Consider the following 20,531-nt stretch of genomic DNA (forward strand, 5'->3'; position numbering starts at 1 on the left):
GCTGCCCTTTTAACGAAACTGGCGCAGGAAACGCAGATCGTTTTCAAAGAACATGCGCAGGTCGTTCACGCCGTAACGAAGCATGGCCAGACGCTCTACACCCATGCCAAAAGCAAAGCCCCGGTACTCCTCGGCATCAATCCCGCAATATTCGAATACTTTGGGGTGCACCATTCCGCAACCCATCACTTCCAGCCACTTGACGCTGCCATCCGCTTCCCGACCCCATTCAATATCCACTTCTGCGGAGGGCTCGGTAAACGGAAAGTAGGACGGACGAAAGCGAACCTGAAGATCCTGCTCGAAAAAGACCCGGAGAAACTCCTCCACCGTGCTTTTCAGGTCTGCAAAGCTGACGTTTTTCTCGACCAGCAAACCCTCCACCTGATGGAACATGGGCGTATGGGTCATGTCCGAATCGCAGCGGTAAACCCGGCCCGGACAGATCATTCTAAACGGCGGCTGACCAGCCTCCATGGTGCGAATCTGGACCGGCGAGGTATGGGTACGCAGAAGCGTGCCCGGGTTGAAATAGAAGGTGTCGTGCATGGCACGGGCTGGATGGTGCCCGGGAATGTTCAGAGCTTCGAAGTTATGGTAATCGTCTTCGATTTCCGGCCCCTGCTCAACGGTATAGCCGGCCCGCGAGAAAAACTGCTCGATCCGCTGCAGGGTGCGGGTGACCGGATGCAAACCGCCAATCTCCTGGCCGCGGCCAGGAAGGGTAACATCAATGGATTCACTGGCAAGTTTTTGCTCAATGGCGGCGCGCTCAAGATCACCTCTCCTGGCATTGATCGCTTGCTCCACCTGCCCCTTGGCCTCGTTGATCTTCTGGCCGGCCGCCGGACGCTCTTCAGCGGAAAGCTTGCCCAGGGTTTTGGCCTGCTGGGTAATGACACCCTTTTTGCCAAGGTATTCAACTCGAATTTGATCAAGTGCCTGCAGGCTGTCAGCTTTGTCTACCGCCGCCAGACCGTCCTGAACCAGTTGCTCCAGGTTTTCCATTGACCCTGCTCCAAACCAGAAATGGAAGTGCTAAAAACGTAATTTCAGAAACAAAAATAGGGGAAGAGCGTGCCCTTCCCCTATCAGAAGGCGTCATCATGATGTCATGAGACGCCCATATCGATCAGTAATCGATGAAAGAGCTAAGCGATCACAGGGACGCTTTGGCCTTCTCGACAACAGCGGCAAACGCCTGCTGCTCGTTCATGGCCAGATCGGCCAGAACCTTACGATCGATTTCAACGTTAGCCTTTTTCAGGCCAGCGATCAGACGGCTGTAAGACAGACCGTTGGCGCGGGCACCAGCATTGATACGGGCAATCCACAGAGCGCGGAAAGCGCGCTTACGATTACGACGGTCACGGTAAGCGTATTGACCGGCCTTGATAACCGCTTGCTTGGCTACACGGAATACACGACTGCGAGCGCCGTAGTAACCTTTGGCCTGACTGAGAATCTTCTTGTGACGACGGCGTGCGACCACACCACGTTTTACACGAGCCATACTTTAATCCTTCTACCTTAAACCTTTGCAGGAATCGTTAGCGGCTGAATCAGCACGCTGTCATACGCTTGATGGAAGCCACATCAGACTTGGCAATCAGCTTGGTACCACGGAGCTGACGCTTACGCTTGGGGCTCTTCTTGGTCAAGATATGACTGGTGAAGGACTGCTTGTGCTTGAAGCCAGTCGCGGTTTTCTTGAACCGCTTGGTGGCTCCGCTTTTGGTTTTCATCTTAGGCATTTTTTAAAACTCCGCATTCTATTTTTAAGTAAACAATAATGTGACCCTGAACGACAAATCCCCCGCATGCGCGGGGGACAAGCACCCGATCAGGTTCACTTCTTTTTGCGGGGCGCCACAATCATGGTCATCTGCCGGCCTTCCATTTTCGGCCGCATCTCTACCTGGGCAATCTCATCTATGTCTGCTTCTATACGCTGCATGAGTTGCATACCAATTTCCTGGTGTGCCATCTCACGGCCACGGAAGCGGATCGTGATTTTGCCGCGGTCCCCGTTTTCAAGGAAACGTACCAGGTTGCGTAGTTTGACCTGATAATCCCCTTCTTCAGTTCCTGGACGGAACTTAAGCTCTTTGACCTGCGTTTGCTTCTGCTTTTTCTTGGCAGCCGCCTTGGCCTTCTTCTCATCGAAGATTTTCTTGCCGTAGTCCATTATCTTACAGACGATCGGATCGGAATCCGTAACCTGAACCAGGTCAAGAGACGCTTCTTCTGCCTGCTTGATTGCATCTCCAATCGGTACGACACCGACCTGATTGCCTTCGGCATCGATCAGACGGACTTCCGTTGCGTCAATATTCTCATTGATCGGCGCTTTAGGTGTGCGCCCACCCCGATTCGCTCGCTGTTTAATAATTAGATCTCCGTTTTGGTTCTGCCCTTGCGTTGAATGTCATCAGCCAATAGCTGTTCGAACGCTTCAAGCGACATAGTTCCCAAATCTTCACCTTTGCGGGTTCTCACCGCTACGGCGTTGTTCTCGATTTCTTTGTCACCGACAACAATCAAAAAGGGAACTTTATTAATAGTATGCTCGCGGATTTTAAAGCCGATCTTCTCGTTTCTCAAGTCAGCATTAACCCTAAAGCCCAAAGAATCCCACTTTTTCGCCAGATTCTGACAATAATCACGCTGATTATCGGTGATATTGAGGACCACAACCTGGGTTGGTGCCAACCAGGTGGGGAATGCGCCTTCGTACTCTTCAATCAGAATACCGATGAAACGTTCGAACGATCCGAGTACCGCTCGGTGCAGCATGACCGGCGTCTTACGCTCGGAATTATCTGCCACATACTGGGCGCCAAGGCGGCCCGGCATGGAAAAATCGACCTGAATAGTACCGCATTGCCATACCCGGCCGATACAGTCTTTCAGGGAGAATTCGATTTTAGGGCCGTAAAAGGCACCCTCGCCCGGCAAAAGCTCCCAATCCACGCCCTCACGATTCAGCGCCTCTTCCAGCGCAGCTTCGGCCTTGTCCCAGACTTCGTCGGAACCGACCCGCTTCTCAGGTCGAGTGGACAGCTTGTACAGAATCTCGGCAAATCCGAAATCGGTGTAAATCTCGTGGAGCATTGCAATAAATGCCGACACTTCCTTCTGGATCGAGTCCTCTTCGCAGAAAATGTGAGCATCATCTTGCGTGAACCCACGCACACGCATCAGGCCATGCAGTGCGCCCGATGCCTCGTTACGGTGACAGGAACCGAACTCTGCCAGGCGCAGGGGAAGATCCTTGTAGCTCTTAAGGCCCTGATTGAAGACCTGAACGTGGCAAGGGCAGTTCATGGGCTTGATGGCGTAGTCGTGTTTCTCCGACTCGGTAGTGAACATGTCGTCCTTGAACTTGTCCCAATGGCCGGATTTTTCCCACAGACTGCGAGACACCACCTGGGGCGTCTTGATTTCCTTGTAACCATGCTCCTGCTGTTTACGGCGCATGTACTGCTCAATCTGCTGGTACAGCGACCAGCCGTCGGGGTGCCAGAACACCATCCCGGGCGCTTCTTCCTGCATGTGGAAAAGGTTGAGCTTCTTGCCAACCTTTCGGTGATCACGCTTTTCTGCTTCTTCCAGGCGGTTCAGGTACGCCTTCAGATCCTTCTTGTTGCCCCAGGCAGTGCCGTAAACACGCTGCAGCTGCTCGTTGCTGGTGTCGCCCCGCCAGAAAGCTCCGGAAACCTTGGTCAGCTTGAACGCCTTCAGCTTGCCGGTACTGGGCACATGGGGGCCACGGCACAGGTCGATGAAGTCGCCCTGGCGATAGAAGGACAGGTCTTGATCACCAGGAATGTCCTCGATGATGCGCACCTTATACTCTTCACCCATCTCGTCAAACAGTTTGACGGCGTCTTCCCGGGACATAACAGACCGGGAAACCGGAATATCCTGCTTCGAGAGCTCCTCCATACGCTTCTCGATCCGCGCCAGATCCTCGTTGGTAAAGGGGCGGTCGAACTTGAAGTCGTAATAGAAGCCGTTATCGATGACCGGTCCGATGGTAACCTGCGCTGCCGGAAACAGCTCCTTGACTGCCATTGCCAGCAAATGCGCAGTGGAGTGACGGATGATATCGACGCCATCTTCATCACGCTCGGTGACAATGGCCAGCTCGGCATCGTCTTCAATTCGGTAGCTGGTGTCTACAAGCCGGCCATCCACCTTTCCGGCGAGGGCGGCTTTCGCGAGGCCGGCACCGATATCGGCGGCGACGTCATGAACGGTTACAGGTTCGGCAAAACTGCGATGACTGCCATCGGGCAGGGTTACGACGGGCATGGAAAGCTCCTGTTGATTGCTCAGCGGTGATCTATACCAGAGACCACATGGTGACGGCGCAGCGCGACACAAACCGCGGGCCGATTCGAGGCGAAGTCTAACAGAAAAAAACCCGGCAGGTTAATGCCGGGTTTTTACGAGCAGAATTGATACTCAGGCTGGCTGCGTTGCGCCCTCTTCCCTGGCCCGGCGACGCAACTGAGCGAAGGCAAGGAGCCCCAGAAGCAACATCGCAGGGATGAACATCAACTCTTTCGGTGGTCGCTCCAGCGGCACCTGGAAGGCATCGATCGTCCAGTCGAAATACAGGCCGGCATTTTCGGCAACACTGCCGTAAGACACAAAGTCCACAATCATCTGATCGCCGTCCTGGCGCAGCCCAAGACCCGATTCCTGGAGCCGGGCTTCAGGAGTCTCGCCGGCGGGTAGCGGCAACTGCAGGAACGTGGACTTCTCATCACCATCAATCGTCATGCCCGAGGCCTTGATAACAATATCCTCACCCGCGGGAACCGTCTCGATGTATTCCATGATCTCGGTTCCGGGACGGTTCTCGACCGGGGGATAGACCATATCCCACCAGTACCCTGGCCGGAACAGGGTGAAGGTTATCAACAGTAAGCCCAAGGTTTCCCACCAGCGGGTGCGGGTAAACCAGAACCCCTGTGTCGCGGCGGAGAAAACCAGCATGGCCGTCACGGCACTGAATATCGTCACCAGTAGATCAAACCATCCCGTCAGCCCGATCAGCAGCAACTGGGTGTTGAAGATGAACATGAACGGCAGGATTGCGGTCCGGATATCATAGGTAAAGCCCTGAACACCCGTTCGTATGGGGTCCGCACCGGATATCGCAGCAGCGGCGTAGGCCGCAAGCCCCACGGGCGGCGTGTCGTCCGCCAGGATTCCGAAGTAGAACACAAACAGATGTACGGCGATGAGCGGCACAATGAGCCCGCTCTGGGCCCCCAGCGTTACGATAACCGGTGCCATCAGGGTTGATACCACAATGTAGTTGGCGGTGGTTGGCAGCCCCATCCCGAGGATAAGACTGATCACGGCGGTGAAAATCAGCATGAGCATCAGATTGCCGCCCGAGATAAACTCGACAAACTGAGCCATAACCAGGCCAATGCCGGTGAGCGTGACCGTGCCAACAACAATACCGGCTGTTGCCGTCGCCACACCAATGCCGATCATGTTTCGGGCGCCAGTCGCCAGCGACTGCACGACATCCACAACACCCTGCTTGGTTGCTCCTCCGAGTGATCCCCGTTTGCGGAACAGGTTTTTCAGCGGAACCTGAGTAATCACAATAAAGATCATGAACATGGTCGCCCAAAACGCGGAAAGCTGCGGCGAGAAACGCTCCACTGTGAGACACCAGATCAGCACCACCACTGGCAAGAGGTAATAAAGCCCGGTTTTGACGGTACGACCCAATGGTGGCAACTCGTCCATGGCACTTGTCGGGTCTTCTTCCAGCAAGTCCGGGAATTGGGCGGCGTAACCCACCAGTCCGATGTAGATAGCCAGCACAACGGGCCCGAGAATCCACACCGCCGCGGCACCAAATAGCTCTTTCGTCCAGCCAATTCCGTAATACACCGCCAGGGTCAGCGCCGACAGGCCAAAAAGCATAAAAACCCAGGTCAGCAGCCGCTGGGCAAGCGTCGGCTTGTTCGGCCGCTCCAGCCCATGCATGTTCAGTTTGCAGGCCTCAAGGTGGACAATATAGATCAGCGCAATGTAGGAAATCATTGCGGGAAGGATCGCGTGTTTCATCACCTCCAGATAGGAAATGCCCACGTACTCGACCATCAGGAACGCTGCCGCCCCCATCACTGGCGGCGTTAGCTGGCCATTGGTGGATGCAGCCACCTCCACGGCACCAGCTTTTGTGGCAGGAAATCCCACCCGCTTCATCAGCGGAATGGTGAACGTTCCCGTGGTTACCACATTGGCAATGGACGAACCTGAGATGATCCCGCTCAAGCCGCTGGACACAACAGCCGCTTTGGCCGGGCCACCCTTCATATGGCCCAGGGAGGCATAGGCAACTTTGATAAAATAGTTACCTGCGCCGGCTCTCTCCAGCAATGCACCAAAAAGCACAAACAAAAACACGAAGCTCGTGGAAACACCCAGTGCGACACCAAATACGCCCTCGGTACCCAACCACTGATGCGAAGCGAGTTTCTGCAGGCTGGCACCGCCATGGGAAATCACATCCGGCATGTAGGGGCCAGCAAGGGAATAGAAAATGAATACGGCAGCCACAATCGTGAGTGGCAGGCCAAGGGCACGGCGGGTCGCCTCAAGCAGAAGCACCAGGCCAAGCATTGCGACGATCAGATCCTGCAGAATTGGCGCCCCCGGCCGAGTCGACAGCTCCTGATAGAATATATACAGGTACGCAGACGAAAACGCGGCCAAAAGCGCAAGAATCCAGTCATAGAAGGGCACCGCATTGGAGATGTCATGCCGTCCCTTGACCATTGGGAAGGCAGCAAACGCCAGGAAAGATGCAAATGCCAGATGGATCGAACGTGCCTCTGTTGAATTAAACACCCCGATTTCAAAAATATAGGGCAATGGCGAAGCAATCCACAATTGAAACAAGGACCAGACTACCGGGATAACAAACAGAAGCACCGCGGCATACCCGGTGCCAGCACGTCCGCCGGTTTCTGTCTTCAGGAACTGATCTACGGCGGAAGTCTCTACGGAATCCCCGGATTTAGGATCTTTACCGGTCATAGGTATGTCCTGTGAAGGAGAGAAAGGAAACAGCAATCGGGGTGGCACAGGCCACACCCGATTGCTCGGTCAACCGTTACTTGATCAGACCCGCTTCCTTGTAATACTTCAGGGCACCCGGATGCAGAGGCGCACTCAGGGCATCAGATACCATTTCTTCCTTCTCCAGGTTGGCAAACGCCGGGTGCAGACGCTTGAAGCTGTCAAAGTTTTCGAATACTGCCTTGACTACCTCGTAAACCACCTTTTCAGACACATCGGTTGAGGACACGAAGGTTGCTGCTACACCGAAGGTGGCCACATCTTCGTCTGTTCCGCGGTACATTCCACCGGGAATGATGGCCTTACGATAATAGGGGTTGTCGTCGATCAGTTTCTTGGTGGCCGCATTGTCAACTTCTACGATGACGCTGTCACAGGAAGTGGTCGCTTCCTTGATAGAGCCGGAGGGATGCCCGACTGTGTAGAAGAAGGCATCGATATTGCCATCACACAGAGCCTGGGACTGCTCTGCGGCTTTCAGCTCAGCGGCCAGTGAGAACTTGTCCAGGGTCCAGCCCATTTCATCCATCAGCACTTCAGCCGTGGCACGCTGGCCCGAACCCGGGTTACCGACAGAAACGCGCTTGCCTTCCAGATCTTCAAAGGTTTTGATGCCGGAACCCTTGCTGGCAACAACTGTGAACGGCTCCGGATGCAGGGAGAAAACCGCACGCAGCTTCTTGTTGGCGCCGTCGTCTTTAAACTGGCTGGTGCCATTGTAGGCATGGTACTGCCAGTCAGACTGGGCAACCGCCAGGTCCAGCTCGCCCTGGCGAATGGCGTTCAGGTTGTAGACAGAACCGCCGGTACTTTCGACGGAGCACCGAATGCCATGCTCTTTGCGATCCATGTTCACCAGACGGCAGATAGCACCGCCGGCCGGGTAGTAAACCCCAGTCACACCGCCGGTACCGATGGTCACGAACTGTTGCTCCTGGGCGGTCACTGGTGCTGAGGCCATGCCCAGACCTACAGCGGCAGCGACAGCAAATGCAGAGGCTTTGAGTTTCAGTATCATGTGAGTTCTTCCTTATTTCTGGTCGTTATCATTAATTGCCCGTCTTTTGCTGTGGGCAGACTTCACGGTCGTCTTAGAACATAGACCACTTCACGCCATAAATAAAGTCTGGATTAGCTCGCTAACCGATTGAGCGGACAACAAAAAAGCCCGCATTGCGGGCTTTTTTGCGTACTGCTGCGAATGTTATTTCGCAGCGCGGGCCTTGGCAAGCATCTGGTCCGGCCTTAACAGGAACCGGGCCAGAGCGGGAAGAAGCCAGATCGCGCCAACCATATTCCACAGGAACATGAAGAACAGGAGGAAGCCCATGTCTGCCTGGAACTTGATCGGCGAGAATATCCAGGTCACAACACCGAGACCCAAGGTTACGCCGGTAAACATGACCGCCTTACCCGTGGAACGCAGAGTCTCGAAATAAGCCTCCTGTAGGGTCTTGCCCTCAAGCAGATACTTCTCCAGCTTGCTGTAGATGTAGATACCATAGTCGACGCCGATACCAACCCCCAAGGCAATAACCGGCAAGGTCGCAACCTTGATGCCAATGCCGGACACAGCCATGATCGCTTCACAGAGAATCGACGTCAGACCCAGCGGCACCACAATACACAGTACAGCCCGCACGGAGCGGAAGGTAGCCAGGCACAACAAACTCACCACGCCATACACCATCAACAGCATCATATCTTTGGCGTTGGAGATAACCTCGTTGGTGGCTGCCTCAACCCCGGCGTTACCAGCTGCCAGCAGGAAGGTGTGATCCTCGGTGTTGTTGTTGGACGCGAATTCTTCCACGCGGTCTACAACAGTCTGCAGCGTCTCCGCTTTATGGTCCTCCAGGAACACCAGCACAGGCGTCAGGCTACAATCGGTATTGATCAGACCCGAGGGGGCACTCCGGATAGAGGCATTGATAATGGTCTGGTTCCGGGAAATCTCGTACCACTTCCAGTTACCTTCGTTCAGGGCCTTGGTAACGATTTTTGAGACATCTGCCAGAGACGCGGAAGACTGAACGCCCGGTGTATTTTCAAGTTCCCATTGCAATGCATCCATGGCGCGCAGCACCTCATACTGGGTGCACTGCTCAACCGGAGTTTCAACCATCACTACCAGGACATCGGCACTGGTTGAGTAATTGTCAATGATGAAGGCGTTATCGGTGTTGTACCTCGAGTCAGCACGCAATTCGGGCGCGCCACGATCAAGGTCACCCACCTTCAGGTTCTGCTTGTAATAGAGACCCAGGCCAAGACCAATCACCGCAATCAGAAGCGAAATCGGCGCAACGCCGGGATGGGCAAAATACGACATTACCCGCCACTTCCGGTCCTGCTTTTCACCATGGTTTTGAACATGGCGAATACCACCCTTCGAGATTCCGATGTAAGACATGATCAGGACATGAAGCACCAGGTTGGTGAGGATCACAAAGGCCACACCAATACCGGCCGCGACTGCCAGATCCCGGATTACGTCAATCTCGATAAAGAACAGCGTCAGGAAGCCGAAAGCATCTGAAATGAGCGCCAGCATACCCGGAATATAGAGGGCCCGGAACGCCAGACGAGCGGCAGTGACAGGATCAAAGCCTTTGGCGGCTTCGACGGCAATGGCGTTAACAATCTGGACACCATGGCTGATACCAATGGCAAACACCAGAAAGGGCACCAGAACGGAATAAGGGTCCAGACCATAGCCCAGCAACCTCAATGTGCCCAGTTGCAAGAAGACTGCAATGATCGAGGTAAAGACAGGGACCAGAGTTCCGGTAATTGAGCGGGAATACCAGAACAACAACAAGGTCGTCAGAATAATGGTAATGCCAGCAAACCAGGCGATTGAACCAATCCCCTCGATCAGATCGCCCACCTTTTTGGCGAAGCCGACAATGTGAATCTCAACATTAGGATTCTGGGCTTCATATTTCTCGCGGATCTTCTCTTCCAGCTGGCGGGAAAACTCGCCGTAATCAAGCGGCTCACCCGTTTCCGGATTCTTCTCGTAGAGAGGCGCATAAACAATGGTGGACTTGAAATTGTCCGCCACCAGGCGACCGACCTCATTCGATCGCAGAACATTCTGCCGGAGCTGCTCAAGGCTTGCATCCGAGCCGTCGTAACTGTCGGGAATTACGGTGCCACCCTGGAAGCCCTGCTCTGTTACCTCTACCCACCGCACGTTCGATGTCCAGAGGGTTTGTAAGCCCGACCGGTCTACCCCGTTCAGATAAAAGACTTCATCTGTTATCTGCTTGAGGGTTTCCATGTATTCCTTGGTAAAGATATCCCCCTCTTCAACCTCGACTGCAATTCGCACAAAGTTGCCCAGGTTCTGGAGATCGTCCCGTTTCTCCAGCATATTTACGATATACGGGTGTTCAAGCGGAATCATTCGCTCAAAGCTGGCATCAGGTTGAATCTTGACGGCGTTGTAGCCAAGAAACAGGGTCAGCAGAAAAAAGGCGACCAGAATAATGGCACGGTTGTTAAAAATTACCCGCTCCAGGAAAGGTTCCGCCTTGGGCGTCGTCAGGTAGTGCTCGCCCTTGTCATGCTTCGGATTGGACATTCAAAAGCCCCTCTATTTTCCGTTCGGTTATTGCCACATCAGGGCGTTATTGAAGGTTCTTTCCGCGGGCGTCTGTCATCGTCGCACCGCCTTCACCCACGATCAGAAGCCCGGTACCCGAGACTGGAATCACGCTCATGACACCCTCCCGGTCGCTTCGCAAGTATTCACGGAATGACTCGGCGCCATTGCTGCTGGTCAACACCAGGCCACCGTTACCAACGAGGATGATGCGGCCATCGTCCAACACGACGCCGTCATTGAGGGTGGCGTCCGCGGTGCTCGGGACAACGCGCCAGGTCTTGCCGAGATCGTTGGAAAACAGCATGTTGCCACGCAGACCGAAGGCCAGGATCTCGTTCACCTGGCCGGTGCCAATCACACCGAACAGAGACCCCTCATAGGGGCTCTCACGACGTTCCCAGGTCTGCCCGCCGTCCACTGAAACATGGATCTGGCCGGCTTCACCGACCACAACCAAGGCGCCGCCGGTAATCTGTGTCACGCCGTTGAGGTGAAAGTTGGTAGCATTATCAATGCGTGGAGCCCAGTCCTGCCAGGTTTCACCTCCGTCAGTCGTGCGCAGGATCATGCCGTAGGCGCCGACAACGTAACCGCGATTCTCGTTCTCGAACCAGACGTCCAGCAACGGGTTTACTGGTCCAATGTCGAGATCTGACTGCATGTTCTCCATGGTGAAAAGCAGATCATCCATGGCCCACTCAATGTCAGCTTTCTCGTCTTCAGGGGCGGATTCTAACTGCTCTTCCAGTGCTGCGACCTGGTCTTCTTTGGTCTGGATCCCAAGCTCAAGTGCCTGGATGCCGGTGAACTGGAGGTCCCAGGTTTCGCCCGCATCCTCTGAGTGCAGAATTACGCCGCTATGGCCGACGGCCCAACCTTGTGTATTGGATCCGAAATCCACACCTGTGAGGGTTACCGAAACCGGAACCTCGCTCTGGGTCCAAGTCTTGCCCTCATCGTCGGAGTAGATGATATGGCCCCGTTCTCCTACCGCCACGATGCGATCACCGGCCTTGGTGACATCGTTAAGCAGCCGATCCGGAGCGAGCTCTGTGGGTCGGGCCGGGGTTTCGATGACATCTGCAATCGCAAACGCAGCTGGCGCTGACCACACCATGGAAAGCCCAAGGCAAACCGCTCCCAACGTCCTGCACATCAACCTTTTAGCCATTCAATTGCCTATTCATGTTGTTTTGAACTGTGTGTCTCTGGCCGGCCTTGCCGGCCTTATGATGAACATACCGGCAGCCTTTCGGTTGCCGGTATGTTGAGTCACCACTTTCTGTCTGTGGGCGGGAACGCATCCCTCGGCCACCAGCGCCTCAGCGAACACTCCTTCGGCGCAGCGACGCCGGAGAGAAGTAGCGCGTATTCGGAACCTCATCGGTGAACACCCGGGTATTGGGTTCTTCGGTGTCCAGGCCAAGCACGTGATAACGGCGTGCCTGGAGGTCATGATAGACGTCCAGCACGGTCCACACACCTGGAAGTTCATAATAATTTTTTGGAAGACCCATGGTTACACGCCAGAGTTCACCCCGACCGTCATATTGATCCAGCAAGACCGTGTTCCAGCTATCTTCGTCGATATAGAAGCGTCGCTTGCCATAGATATGACGTTCGCCGTCTTTCAGGGTCGCTTCAACCACATGAACCCGGTGCAACTCCCAGCGGGTCAGGTCCGGATTCAGGTGTGAGATCCCCAGAATTTCGGAGTAAGGCGTGCCCTTTTCACCAATCCGGTAGTTGTTATAGGGAATGTAGATTTCCCGCATCCCTTCATAATTCCAGTTATATCGGTCCAGAGCACCGTTAAAGATATCGGTGTCGTCTGCGGTACGAAGGTTGTCCGACGCAGCAATCGGTGAATCATAGCCCAGGTTTGGGGCCCGACGCACACGACGCTGGCCCGCATTATAGCCCCAACCATTGCGCGGATTAACGATCTGGTTCAGGGTTTCGTGGATGAGAATGGCACCGCCGGCAAGCCGCGGTGGAGACTGGGTAAACGACAGATAATAAAAGATGACGTTATCCAGCTCTTTTTCACTACCTTCCGGATTGTAAAAATTGAAAAACGCCTCTTGCTGGGAAGTAACAAGCGAATAATCGCCATCGGTCTGGACCGCAACCTCACTGGATCGGCGGGTAATCGAAACGCCGCGCCAGCGGGTCAGATGGTTCCAGACTGCCTGCCAGGCTTTTTCTTCATTATTACCATGCAGGATGGGGAACGGGTAGCCTCCGAACGCGCCATCAAGGCCTTCACCCTCGCCCACGATTTCCGCATTCACAGCGTTTTCGCGGGTGTTCTCAGCAACCCACTCGGGAATGGCATGAGTTCGACGTGACCGGTACACCGGCACACGGAAGGTGGTTGGATAGGTTTCCAGCAAAGCCCTAACGCCGTCCGTCAGGTACTCCCCGTACTGATCCATGTTGGCAGGCGTGATGGTGAACAGGACCTCATCGTCCGGAAACGGATTGATGTGATGCTGGCCGCTGCCATCATAACCGGCGGGGGGGTCTGTCAGGCCACCTGTCCAGGGCGGTACGGTACCGGAACTGTTACCGGCCTTGGGTGAGCCAAAAGGAGTCAGGGTCTGGCCGAGACGGGCCGCTTCACTGGGGGATACAGCTGCCAATGCAGTCGATGATGCCACGGAAAGAGCCAGCAGACCGCCGAGAATCGCATTTTTGTTGTATGTCATTGTGAAACCTTAAGTGCGTCTGGAAGCCTCTGTAGAGGCTTTTTATTGTCGTCTGCGGGGAATACAGACCTTGAACCAGATTAACGGATCAGGCCTTAAAGTCTATCGACCGAAAGTGCGATTTTGTATCCGGCTGTGACATAGCTCCCGGTCACAGCCGGCTACCTGCATCTCCGGCTTCAGCCGGCGAGGCTCTTGTGCACCACCTCATAGACATCCCGGGACAAACCGTCCTTGTCACGGATGCGTTCCAGCGCGGACTTCATCTGACCACTATAGGCCGGAGCGAACTTCTGCCATCGCGTCAGCGGTGTCACCAGGCGCGCAGCGATCTGCGGATTGCTGTCATCCAACCGGCAAACCTGATTCGCCAGGAAGTCATAGCCGGAGCCGTCCGGGTTATGGAAAGCCGCTAGATTCTGCCCGGCGAATGCCCCAACCACTGAGCGAATCTTGTTCGGATTCTTCCAGTCAAAGGCCGGATGCTCCAGCAACCTCCTGATATCCGGCAACTGCCCGGCCCGGTCGCTGGCTGCCTGAACGGAGAACCACTGCTCAACAACCTGCGGATCGTCCCGGAAGCTGCTGTAGAACTCGTCCAGGGCCTGACGCCGGTCATCCTCGTAGTCGGAGTTGACCAGCGCCCGCAGGGCACCCATACGGTCTGTCATGTTGTCGGCGTCGTTCAACTGGCTCATCGCCAGGGCGCGACCTTCCTCGTCGTTGATCATCAGCAACCAGGAGAGCGCGTTATTGCGCAGGCTGCGCCGGGCAATGGCCTCCGGCGTCACCTCATAGGCGCCGGTTTCGCGATTAGCCTGGTAACACATCAATAGCTCATCCCTCAGGGCATGGGCCAAGGATTTGAGCACCGCTTCGCGGGCCTGGTGAATTGCCGGAACATCGGCGTTCTCCGACAACTCGATCAGGTACGCTTCTGATGGCAACTGAAGCATTTTTGCGACCAGAGCCTGATCAAGATCGGTGGCGGACACCAGCTTCCGGTATGCCTCAATCAGCCTCGATTCCACTTCCGCACCTTCCGCGGCCCCCACCAGGGACTGAATCACATCCACCGCCAGACGCTGCCCAGCGTCCCAGCGGTTGAACCCGTCCGGATCGTGACTCATCAGGAACAGCAACTGATCGCGGGTCCAGGGATAGCGAACCCGGACCGGTGCCGAGAAGTGCCGCAACAGCGAGGGAACCGGCTTGGCATCAAGACCGTGAAACTCAAACGTGTGAGAAGCATCGGTAAGCTCCAGGACCTGCTCGGTCGGCGTTTCAGATGCCGCTGCCCCCATCTGCAACGGCAGTGGTTGGCCGTCCTGTCCCAGAAGCCCCAGAGCAAAGGGAATGTGCTGGGGTTTCTTGTTGGTCTGGCCCGGTGTATCCGGAATACTCTGCTCAATCGTCAGCCGGTAGATACCCCGGCCGGGGTCGAACTCATCGGAAACAGTCAGCACCGGTGTTCCCGCCTGCTCGTACCATAACCGGAACTGGCTCAGATCACGGCCTGACGCATCCTCCATGGCTTTTACGAAATCGTCGGTTGTGACCGCCTGGCCATCATGGCGCTCGAAGTACAGATCGCTGCCCTTGCGGAACAGGTCTGGGCCCAGCAGCGTATGGATCATGCGCACAACTTCTTCCCCTTTTTCATAAATGGTCAGGGTGTAGAAGTTGGTGATTTCCATATAGGAAGCTGGCCGAACCGGGTGCGCCATCGGGCCGCTGTCTTCGGCAAACTGGGCCGTGCGCAGCAGCGTGACGTCTTCAATCCGCTTGACGGTGGGCGAACCCATGTCGGCCGAAAACTGGGCATCCCGGAAGACGGTGAAGCCTTCTTTCAGGCTCAGCTGGAACCAGTCACGGCAGGTGACCCGGTTTCCGGACCAGTTGTGGAAGTATTCGTGGGCGACAATAGCCTCGATGCGCTGGAACGCCATGTCCGTTGCCGTCTCCTGGCTCGCCAGCACGCATGAGGAATTGAAGATATTGAGGCCCTTGTTTTCCATGGCACCCATGTTGAAGTCGTCCACCGCCACGATCATGAATATATCCAGATCGTATTCCCGGCCGTAGACCTCTTCATCCCAGCGCATGGACCGTTTCAGGGAATCCATGGCGTGCGCACATTTTTCGGCGTTTCGGGGCTCCACATACATCCGCAGATCAATGTCCCGGCCGGAGCAGGTGGTAAAGCTGTCGCGCTTCTCCACAAGATCCCCGGCTACCAGCGCAAAGAGATAGCAGGGTTTGGGGAACGGATCTTCCCAGGTCACGAAGTGGCGTCCGTTTTCCAGCTCGCCCCTCTCGATATCGTTACCGTTGGACAACAGGATCGGATACGCCTCCTTGTTGGCCTCAATGCGGGTTCGGAAACGTGCCATGACGTCGGGACGGTCCGGGAAGTAGGTAATACAGCGGAACCCCTCGGCTTCACACTGAGTACAGAACATGCCCGAGGATTTGTAGAGACCTTCAAGCCGGGTGTTATTCTGGGGTTCGATCCAGGTCACGACGGTCAGACGGAACTGGTCCGGCACCGAGCGAATGACCAGCTGATCCCCCCGGTCCTCATAATCGCTCGCCGCCAGTTTGGCGCCATCCAGGGCAACGGACTCCAGCTTCAGGCTGTCACCGTCAAGCTCCAGGGGGGCGGATACATCGGCGGATTCGGGATTCCGACGAAGTTCAAGTGTGCTGTGTACCCTGGCACCATCCTCAAAAAGCTCGAAGGTCAGTTCCACGGTATCGACCAGATACGCTGGCACCTTGTAATCGCTCAGGTAAATGGTTTGTGGCTGGCTGGTACGCATTGGTGTTCTCCAGAATTCGCTGCCTGCATTGGCCGAAAATCAGGGGCCATAGGCATGAAAAAAATGGCCGGGGGGGAGTTATTCAGCTCTCCACGACCCGGAAACGGACTTCATAACCGGTGAACTTCCTGATGTTGATTACACCGGTATCAAGAATAAGGTACTGACCCTTGATGCCTTCAAGAACGCCTTCAACTTCCGGCGTTTTGTCGAGGTTATGGGTTTTGATCTTTGCTGGCCAGGTCTTAACGGGGTAGCTGAGGGCAAGCCCCTGCTCATCCACCTGGCGGATAGAATCCTGGCCATGGGTTTCTCTCAATGCTTCAAGATCGCCGGCGATCAGACCCAGAATTCTTCGGCGTTCGTCGGTTAGGGACAGCTCCGGCACGTCGCCTTTGAGCATCGTCCGCCAATTGGTTCGGTCGGCAACGTGAGCCTTGCAGGCAACTTCCACCAATCCGGCGATGTATCGGGTCGCAACCCGCACCATGGGAATGGCATCCACCGCGCCCTGATCAATCCAGCGGGTGGGCACTTGGGAGGCCCGGGTGATACCCACCTTGAGGCCGGACGAGTTTGCAAGGTAAACCACGTGTTCAACCATACAGTGGGTCTCGCCCCACTCCGGCTCACGACAGGTTCCCAGGTGGTAATGGCACTTTTCCGGACTCATGATGCAACTGTCACACGCGGCCAGCTTGCGAAAACAAGGGTAACAGAACCCCTGGTTAAAGCTCTTTTTGGTCGTGCGGTCGCAGTGGATACAACGAATGATGCCGTCGAAATCAAACCGCAGCGGCCTGCCAATGAGCTCATTCAGGGGTATTCGCGTGTCGCCGACGGCAATGGTGTAGGCCACCGGAGTTCCCGCTTCCGCCGGCATTTTCCGGAGCCGACCGGTTACATCTATCGATTCGCTCAAGACTTGACCTCAACAAACTGATCCGGGTCTACATCGCCCTTACTCTGATTACGCTGTACCGAGGGATCACAGGCGGTTCCCGCCTTGCTGCCCCGGTCGAGATAACCGACACGCTCCCGTTCGGGAATATTGTGCAGGTTTTCGTAATAGATGACGGCCTCCAGACTGATCTCCCGCTGCTCGGGAGTCAGCTTGCGGCCGTCGGGCCATTTTCCGAGCTCAATGGACTGCCGGAGGCTCCGATATACATTGGGATCCAGCCGATCAATCAATTCTTCGTACGTCATTCCCGCTCTCCTGAAAAACGTTCATAAAAAAATGGCGGAATCGTTTGACAGAATCAAACGATAATGATTATCATTTCTTTACCAAATGAGGACGGTCGTATCATTTGGTCTCTCTCATCAGGAGCTTAAAGCTCTTTTCATGCCCCGCCTCTGGCGGGGCTTTTTTATGCTCCGCGTCTGGCTCTTACGGGCAAAATCACGGCAAGGGCCAATCCCGCGACAAATCCCCCCAGATGGGCTTCATTTGCCATACGCCCGAGACCGAGCATTTCCGGAAGTGCAGTAAAACCAATCACCATCCACACCACGGCAAAGGTTACCAATGCCGGCGGAAACTGGAACCTTGGCGCAGACCGCTGGCTCAGCCAGCAGTAACCCAGAATCCCGTAGACAACACCTGAGAGCCCGCCAAAAAGAGGCCCGGACACAAAGTACTGCAACCCGTTGGAAACCACACTGGTTACCAGAAACAGGGTAATCAGCCGCCCCCGCCCGTCAAACCATTCAATCTGACTGCCAAGAAACCAGAGCATGACCGAGTTGAAAATAATATGAGTCCAACTGAAGTGCAGGAAATCCGGAGTCAGAAGACGCCACACCTGTCCGCTGGCAAGAGTGGCTGACAGGGCATCAATACGGCCAGTCATGGTGCTCCAGTCAAAATCCCGGGGGTCAATCATCATCAGGGTGGCAGCGAGCTCATTCTGACCCATGGCCGTGAGCCAGACCATGATCACTGCAAAGCCTATGATGCCCAGAACCAACGGCGCATGGCGAGGCGAAGGCTGCCACCGCCCCCCAACAAAAACCGGCGACCGGCTCTGGCGGTCTACCGCATCCCGAAGTTGCGGCTCCTCCAGGAAACGATCAAGGGCTGCAAGCACCGGTTCAGTGAGAGCCGGATCTTCCAGCCAGATCACCTGAGAACCGCCCTCCTCGGTAATCCGGTGAGCAACACCCTGCCCACTCAGCCAGCGGCTGAAGCCGCCCAGATTCACTGTGGTATCTACCTGTTTGACTCGGTACACCGTTTACTCCGCCTCCGGAAATGGTTGGGCTGTGCTATACGGGCTAGCGTGCAACACTGTCTTCGCTGGTGGGATAATCCGGCTGCTCCGGCCGTTCCACCTCTACCCAGACAAACTTGTCCCGGGAAAGTGCCCGCTCTCCGTCCATCCGGTAAGCCACCAGCCGGCCATACTTCACGGCGCTGAAATCAATACAGGCAACGTTGGACTTGAGCGGGGCCGGCTCGCCCTCCATCCAGTAATGTCCGACGAAGACCGGCGGGGCATCCAGGGGATAGCTGATCAACTGCTTTCGCTCGTTCTCTGTCAGCACCCGGCGCGCCACTTCCGGCGGCAGTGGGTCCGGCTGAAACACTACATCGGCATAGGTGTGGGGATTATCCGCCCAGAACTTGGTTCGGAAAAACTCGCGCACGTAGCCGTCCTTTCCGGTAATTGACATGCCCTCGGGCAACCGGAGATCCGTGCCACGGAGAAGGGTATCCATCACCTGTCCGGCAAAAGATTCGATGGCCGCAGAGGCGTGCAGAAAATCCTCATCAATACAGGCGCCGCCCTGCACCCGCTTGAATTTTTCGATCAGATCACCATCCCAGCAGGCGTGAACCGCGCGAAAACTCTCGTCCTCTATGAACAGAGGAATGGTATAAAACCATTCAAGAAACTCATTCCACTCGTGGGGGTAAGCCTCAAACTGATCGAGAGTCTCCTTGATCAGCCGGTCATGACGGGCATTATGTTCCCGCAGCCACTTCCTGGCACTGCCCGGGCGGGCACGCGTGCAGTAGCCTAGAGCGTTGTACTCATGGTTGCCCATGACAATGCGGGCCGAGCCATGCTCTACCATGTCTCTGACGAGGTGCAATGCTTCCCGGATACGTGGCCCCCGATCAATAATATCGCCAATAAAAATGGCCTGCCGTCGCGGGTGCTGGTAAACGCCGTTGATCTTGCGATAGCCCATCTGGTCCAGAAGCCTGGCGAGCGTGTTCGCACAGCCGTGAATATCACCAATGATGTCATAACCGCGGTTTGCGGCTTGTCTGTTTCCAGCCATGTTCAACTCGCTGATATTTCGCTAGCCCAGCCAAGCTTGTCACGGCAGGTGGCGTAGAAATTGTGGTCGGTGGGATGAATCAGCCGGATCTTGAACGGTTTTTTGGTGATGCGGATGATATCGCCTGGCGCACAGGCAATGTTCATCTGCCCGTCGAAACTGATTTGTGGATAGGTTTCGTTGGTCTCACCGATCACCAGCTTGATCTCACTCTTGCCGTCAACCACGATCGGCCGACTGCTCAGAGTGTGAGGGAACATAGGGACCAGAACGATGGCATCCAGTTTCGGATGCATGATCGGCCCGCCAGCGGACAGTGAATAGGCTGTGGATCCCGTGGGCGTGGAAACGATCAGGCCATCCGAGCGTTGGCTGTAGACAAAGTGACCATCAATGAACAGGTCAAAACCGATCATCCGGGTGGATTTGCCCGGGTGCAGCACCACATCATTCAGCGCAGTTCCAAAGCCGAGGGGCTGACCGTTTCGTTCGACATTGCCGTCCAGAAGAAACCGGGTTTCTTCCATGTATTCGCCCTGCAGCACCTTTCCCAGGCGCTCTTCCAGGTCAGACGGTGAAATATCGGTCAAAAAACCCAGCCGGCCACGGTTTACGCCAAGCAGGGGAATCTTGGACTTTGCCAGTTCCCGTGCAGCACCGAGCAGGCTGCCATCGCCACCAACCACGATCACCAGATCACAGATTTCACCCAGCAGCTTTTTGCTCGCCACCTGCAAGCCGTGACCGGGAAGCATACTGGCCGTGTCTTCCTCAAGAATGACGTGGTAGTGGTTGGCGATCAGATACTGTTTGAGCTGGCGCAGTGATTCAACCACTTTAACGCTACCCATCCGGCCAATCACACCAATGTTTCTGAACTGATCCATGAAGTTTCCTGTGGTGTCGGGATGCGGCGGGGACAGACGAATCCGTTACCCCCGTGACAATCTGGCGTACAGTTTAACGAAAGTC

Annotated in this window: 16 protein-coding genes; all 16 read right to left on the bottom strand. The window is 55.4% G+C overall.

Features of this window, described 5'->3' with window-relative positions; translation table 11 throughout:
* Positions 1–9: 9 nt before the first annotated feature.
* The 16 genes from pheS to ACN0XM_RS04000 all read right to left on the bottom strand — a co-directional run bounded on the left by pheS (position 10) and on the right by ACN0XM_RS04000 (position 20,446).
* Positions 10–1,008: a phenylalanine--tRNA ligase subunit alpha gene (pheS, locus tag ACN0XM_RS03925; protein WP_417565617.1), complete on the bottom strand. Its 999-nt coding sequence runs from the start codon at positions 1,006–1,008 to the stop codon at positions 10–12.
* Positions 1,009–1,159: 151 nt separating this feature from the next.
* The gene (gene rplT, locus ACN0XM_RS03930; RefSeq protein ID WP_099619021.1) at positions 1,160–1,513 is read right to left on the bottom strand and encodes a 50S ribosomal protein L20; all 354 of its coding nucleotides are present in this window, start codon (positions 1,511–1,513) and stop codon (positions 1,160–1,162) included.
* A 49-nt stretch (positions 1,514–1,562) separates the two neighbouring features.
* A complete protein-coding gene (gene rpmI / locus ACN0XM_RS03935; RefSeq protein WP_007151842.1) occupies positions 1,563–1,754 on the bottom strand; it encodes a 50S ribosomal protein L35 in 192 nt (63 codons plus the stop codon).
* 95 nt (positions 1,755–1,849) lie between these two features.
* On the bottom strand, positions 1,850–2,389 hold the full coding sequence (gene infC / locus ACN0XM_RS03940; RefSeq protein ID WP_417566061.1) for a translation initiation factor IF-3: 540 nt from the start codon (positions 2,387–2,389) through the stop codon (positions 1,850–1,852).
* 2 nt (positions 2,390–2,391) lie between these two features.
* Positions 2,392–4,317: a threonine--tRNA ligase gene (gene thrS / locus ACN0XM_RS03945; protein WP_417565618.1), complete on the bottom strand. Its 1,926-nt coding sequence runs from the start codon at positions 4,315–4,317 to the stop codon at positions 2,392–2,394.
* Positions 4,318–4,470: 153 nt separating this feature from the next.
* Positions 4,471–7,077, bottom strand: coding sequence for a TRAP transporter permease (locus tag ACN0XM_RS03950; RefSeq protein ID WP_417565619.1), 2,607 nt, complete (start codon positions 7,075–7,077; stop codon positions 4,471–4,473).
* Between the two features lie 76 nt (positions 7,078–7,153).
* Entirely contained in the window at positions 7,154–8,137 is a 984-nt protein-coding gene (locus ACN0XM_RS03955; protein WP_417565620.1) for a TAXI family TRAP transporter solute-binding subunit, read from the bottom strand.
* Positions 8,138–8,323: 186 nt separating this feature from the next.
* Complete coding sequence (locus ACN0XM_RS03960; protein WP_417565621.1) at positions 8,324–10,708, bottom strand: efflux RND transporter permease subunit; 2,385 nt, start codon at positions 10,706–10,708, stop codon at positions 8,324–8,326.
* Positions 10,709–10,754: 46 nt separating this feature from the next.
* Positions 10,755–11,903 carry a WD40/YVTN/BNR-like repeat-containing protein gene (locus ACN0XM_RS03965; RefSeq protein ID WP_417565622.1) on the bottom strand — a complete coding sequence of 383 codons (1,149 nt, stop codon included), beginning with the start codon at positions 11,901–11,903 and terminating at the stop codon, positions 10,755–10,757.
* 151 nt (positions 11,904–12,054) lie between these two features.
* Positions 12,055–13,443 carry a DUF1329 domain-containing protein gene (locus tag ACN0XM_RS03970; protein ID WP_417565623.1) on the bottom strand — a complete coding sequence of 463 codons (1,389 nt, stop codon included), beginning with the start codon at positions 13,441–13,443 and terminating at the stop codon, positions 12,055–12,057.
* Positions 13,444–13,622: 179 nt separating this feature from the next.
* Positions 13,623–16,265: an aminopeptidase N gene (gene pepN, locus ACN0XM_RS03975; RefSeq protein WP_417565624.1), complete on the bottom strand. Its 2,643-nt coding sequence runs from the start codon at positions 16,263–16,265 to the stop codon at positions 13,623–13,625.
* An 82-nt stretch (positions 16,266–16,347) separates the two neighbouring features.
* The gene (locus tag ACN0XM_RS03980; protein ID WP_417565625.1) at positions 16,348–17,187 is read right to left on the bottom strand and encodes a DUF2797 domain-containing protein; all 840 of its coding nucleotides are present in this window, start codon (positions 17,185–17,187) and stop codon (positions 16,348–16,350) included.
* On the bottom strand, positions 17,184–17,474 hold the full coding sequence (locus ACN0XM_RS03985) for a YeaC family protein (protein ID WP_417565626.1): 291 nt from the start codon (positions 17,472–17,474) through the stop codon (positions 17,184–17,186). Before ACN0XM_RS03985 ends, ACN0XM_RS03980 begins: the two co-directional genes overlap by 4 nt.
* Positions 17,475–17,638: 164 nt before the next feature.
* Positions 17,639–18,502, bottom strand: a complete 864-nt coding sequence (locus ACN0XM_RS03990) for a rhomboid family intramembrane serine protease (protein WP_417565627.1) — start codon at positions 18,500–18,502, stop codon at positions 17,639–17,641.
* 43 nt (positions 18,503–18,545) lie between these two features.
* Complete coding sequence (locus ACN0XM_RS03995; RefSeq protein ID WP_417565628.1) at positions 18,546–19,559, bottom strand: metallophosphoesterase; 1,014 nt, start codon at positions 19,557–19,559, stop codon at positions 18,546–18,548.
* 2 nt (positions 19,560–19,561) lie between these two features.
* Positions 19,562–20,446 (bottom strand): NAD(+) kinase, encoded by an 885-nt coding sequence (locus tag ACN0XM_RS04000; protein ID WP_417565629.1) that lies wholly within the window; start codon positions 20,444–20,446, stop codon positions 19,562–19,564.
* Positions 20,447–20,531: the final 85 nt, after the last annotated feature.

It is taken from the genome of Marinobacter sp. (assembly GCF_048269445.1).
Taxonomy (GTDB): domain Bacteria; phylum Pseudomonadota; class Gammaproteobacteria; order Pseudomonadales; family Oleiphilaceae; genus Marinobacter.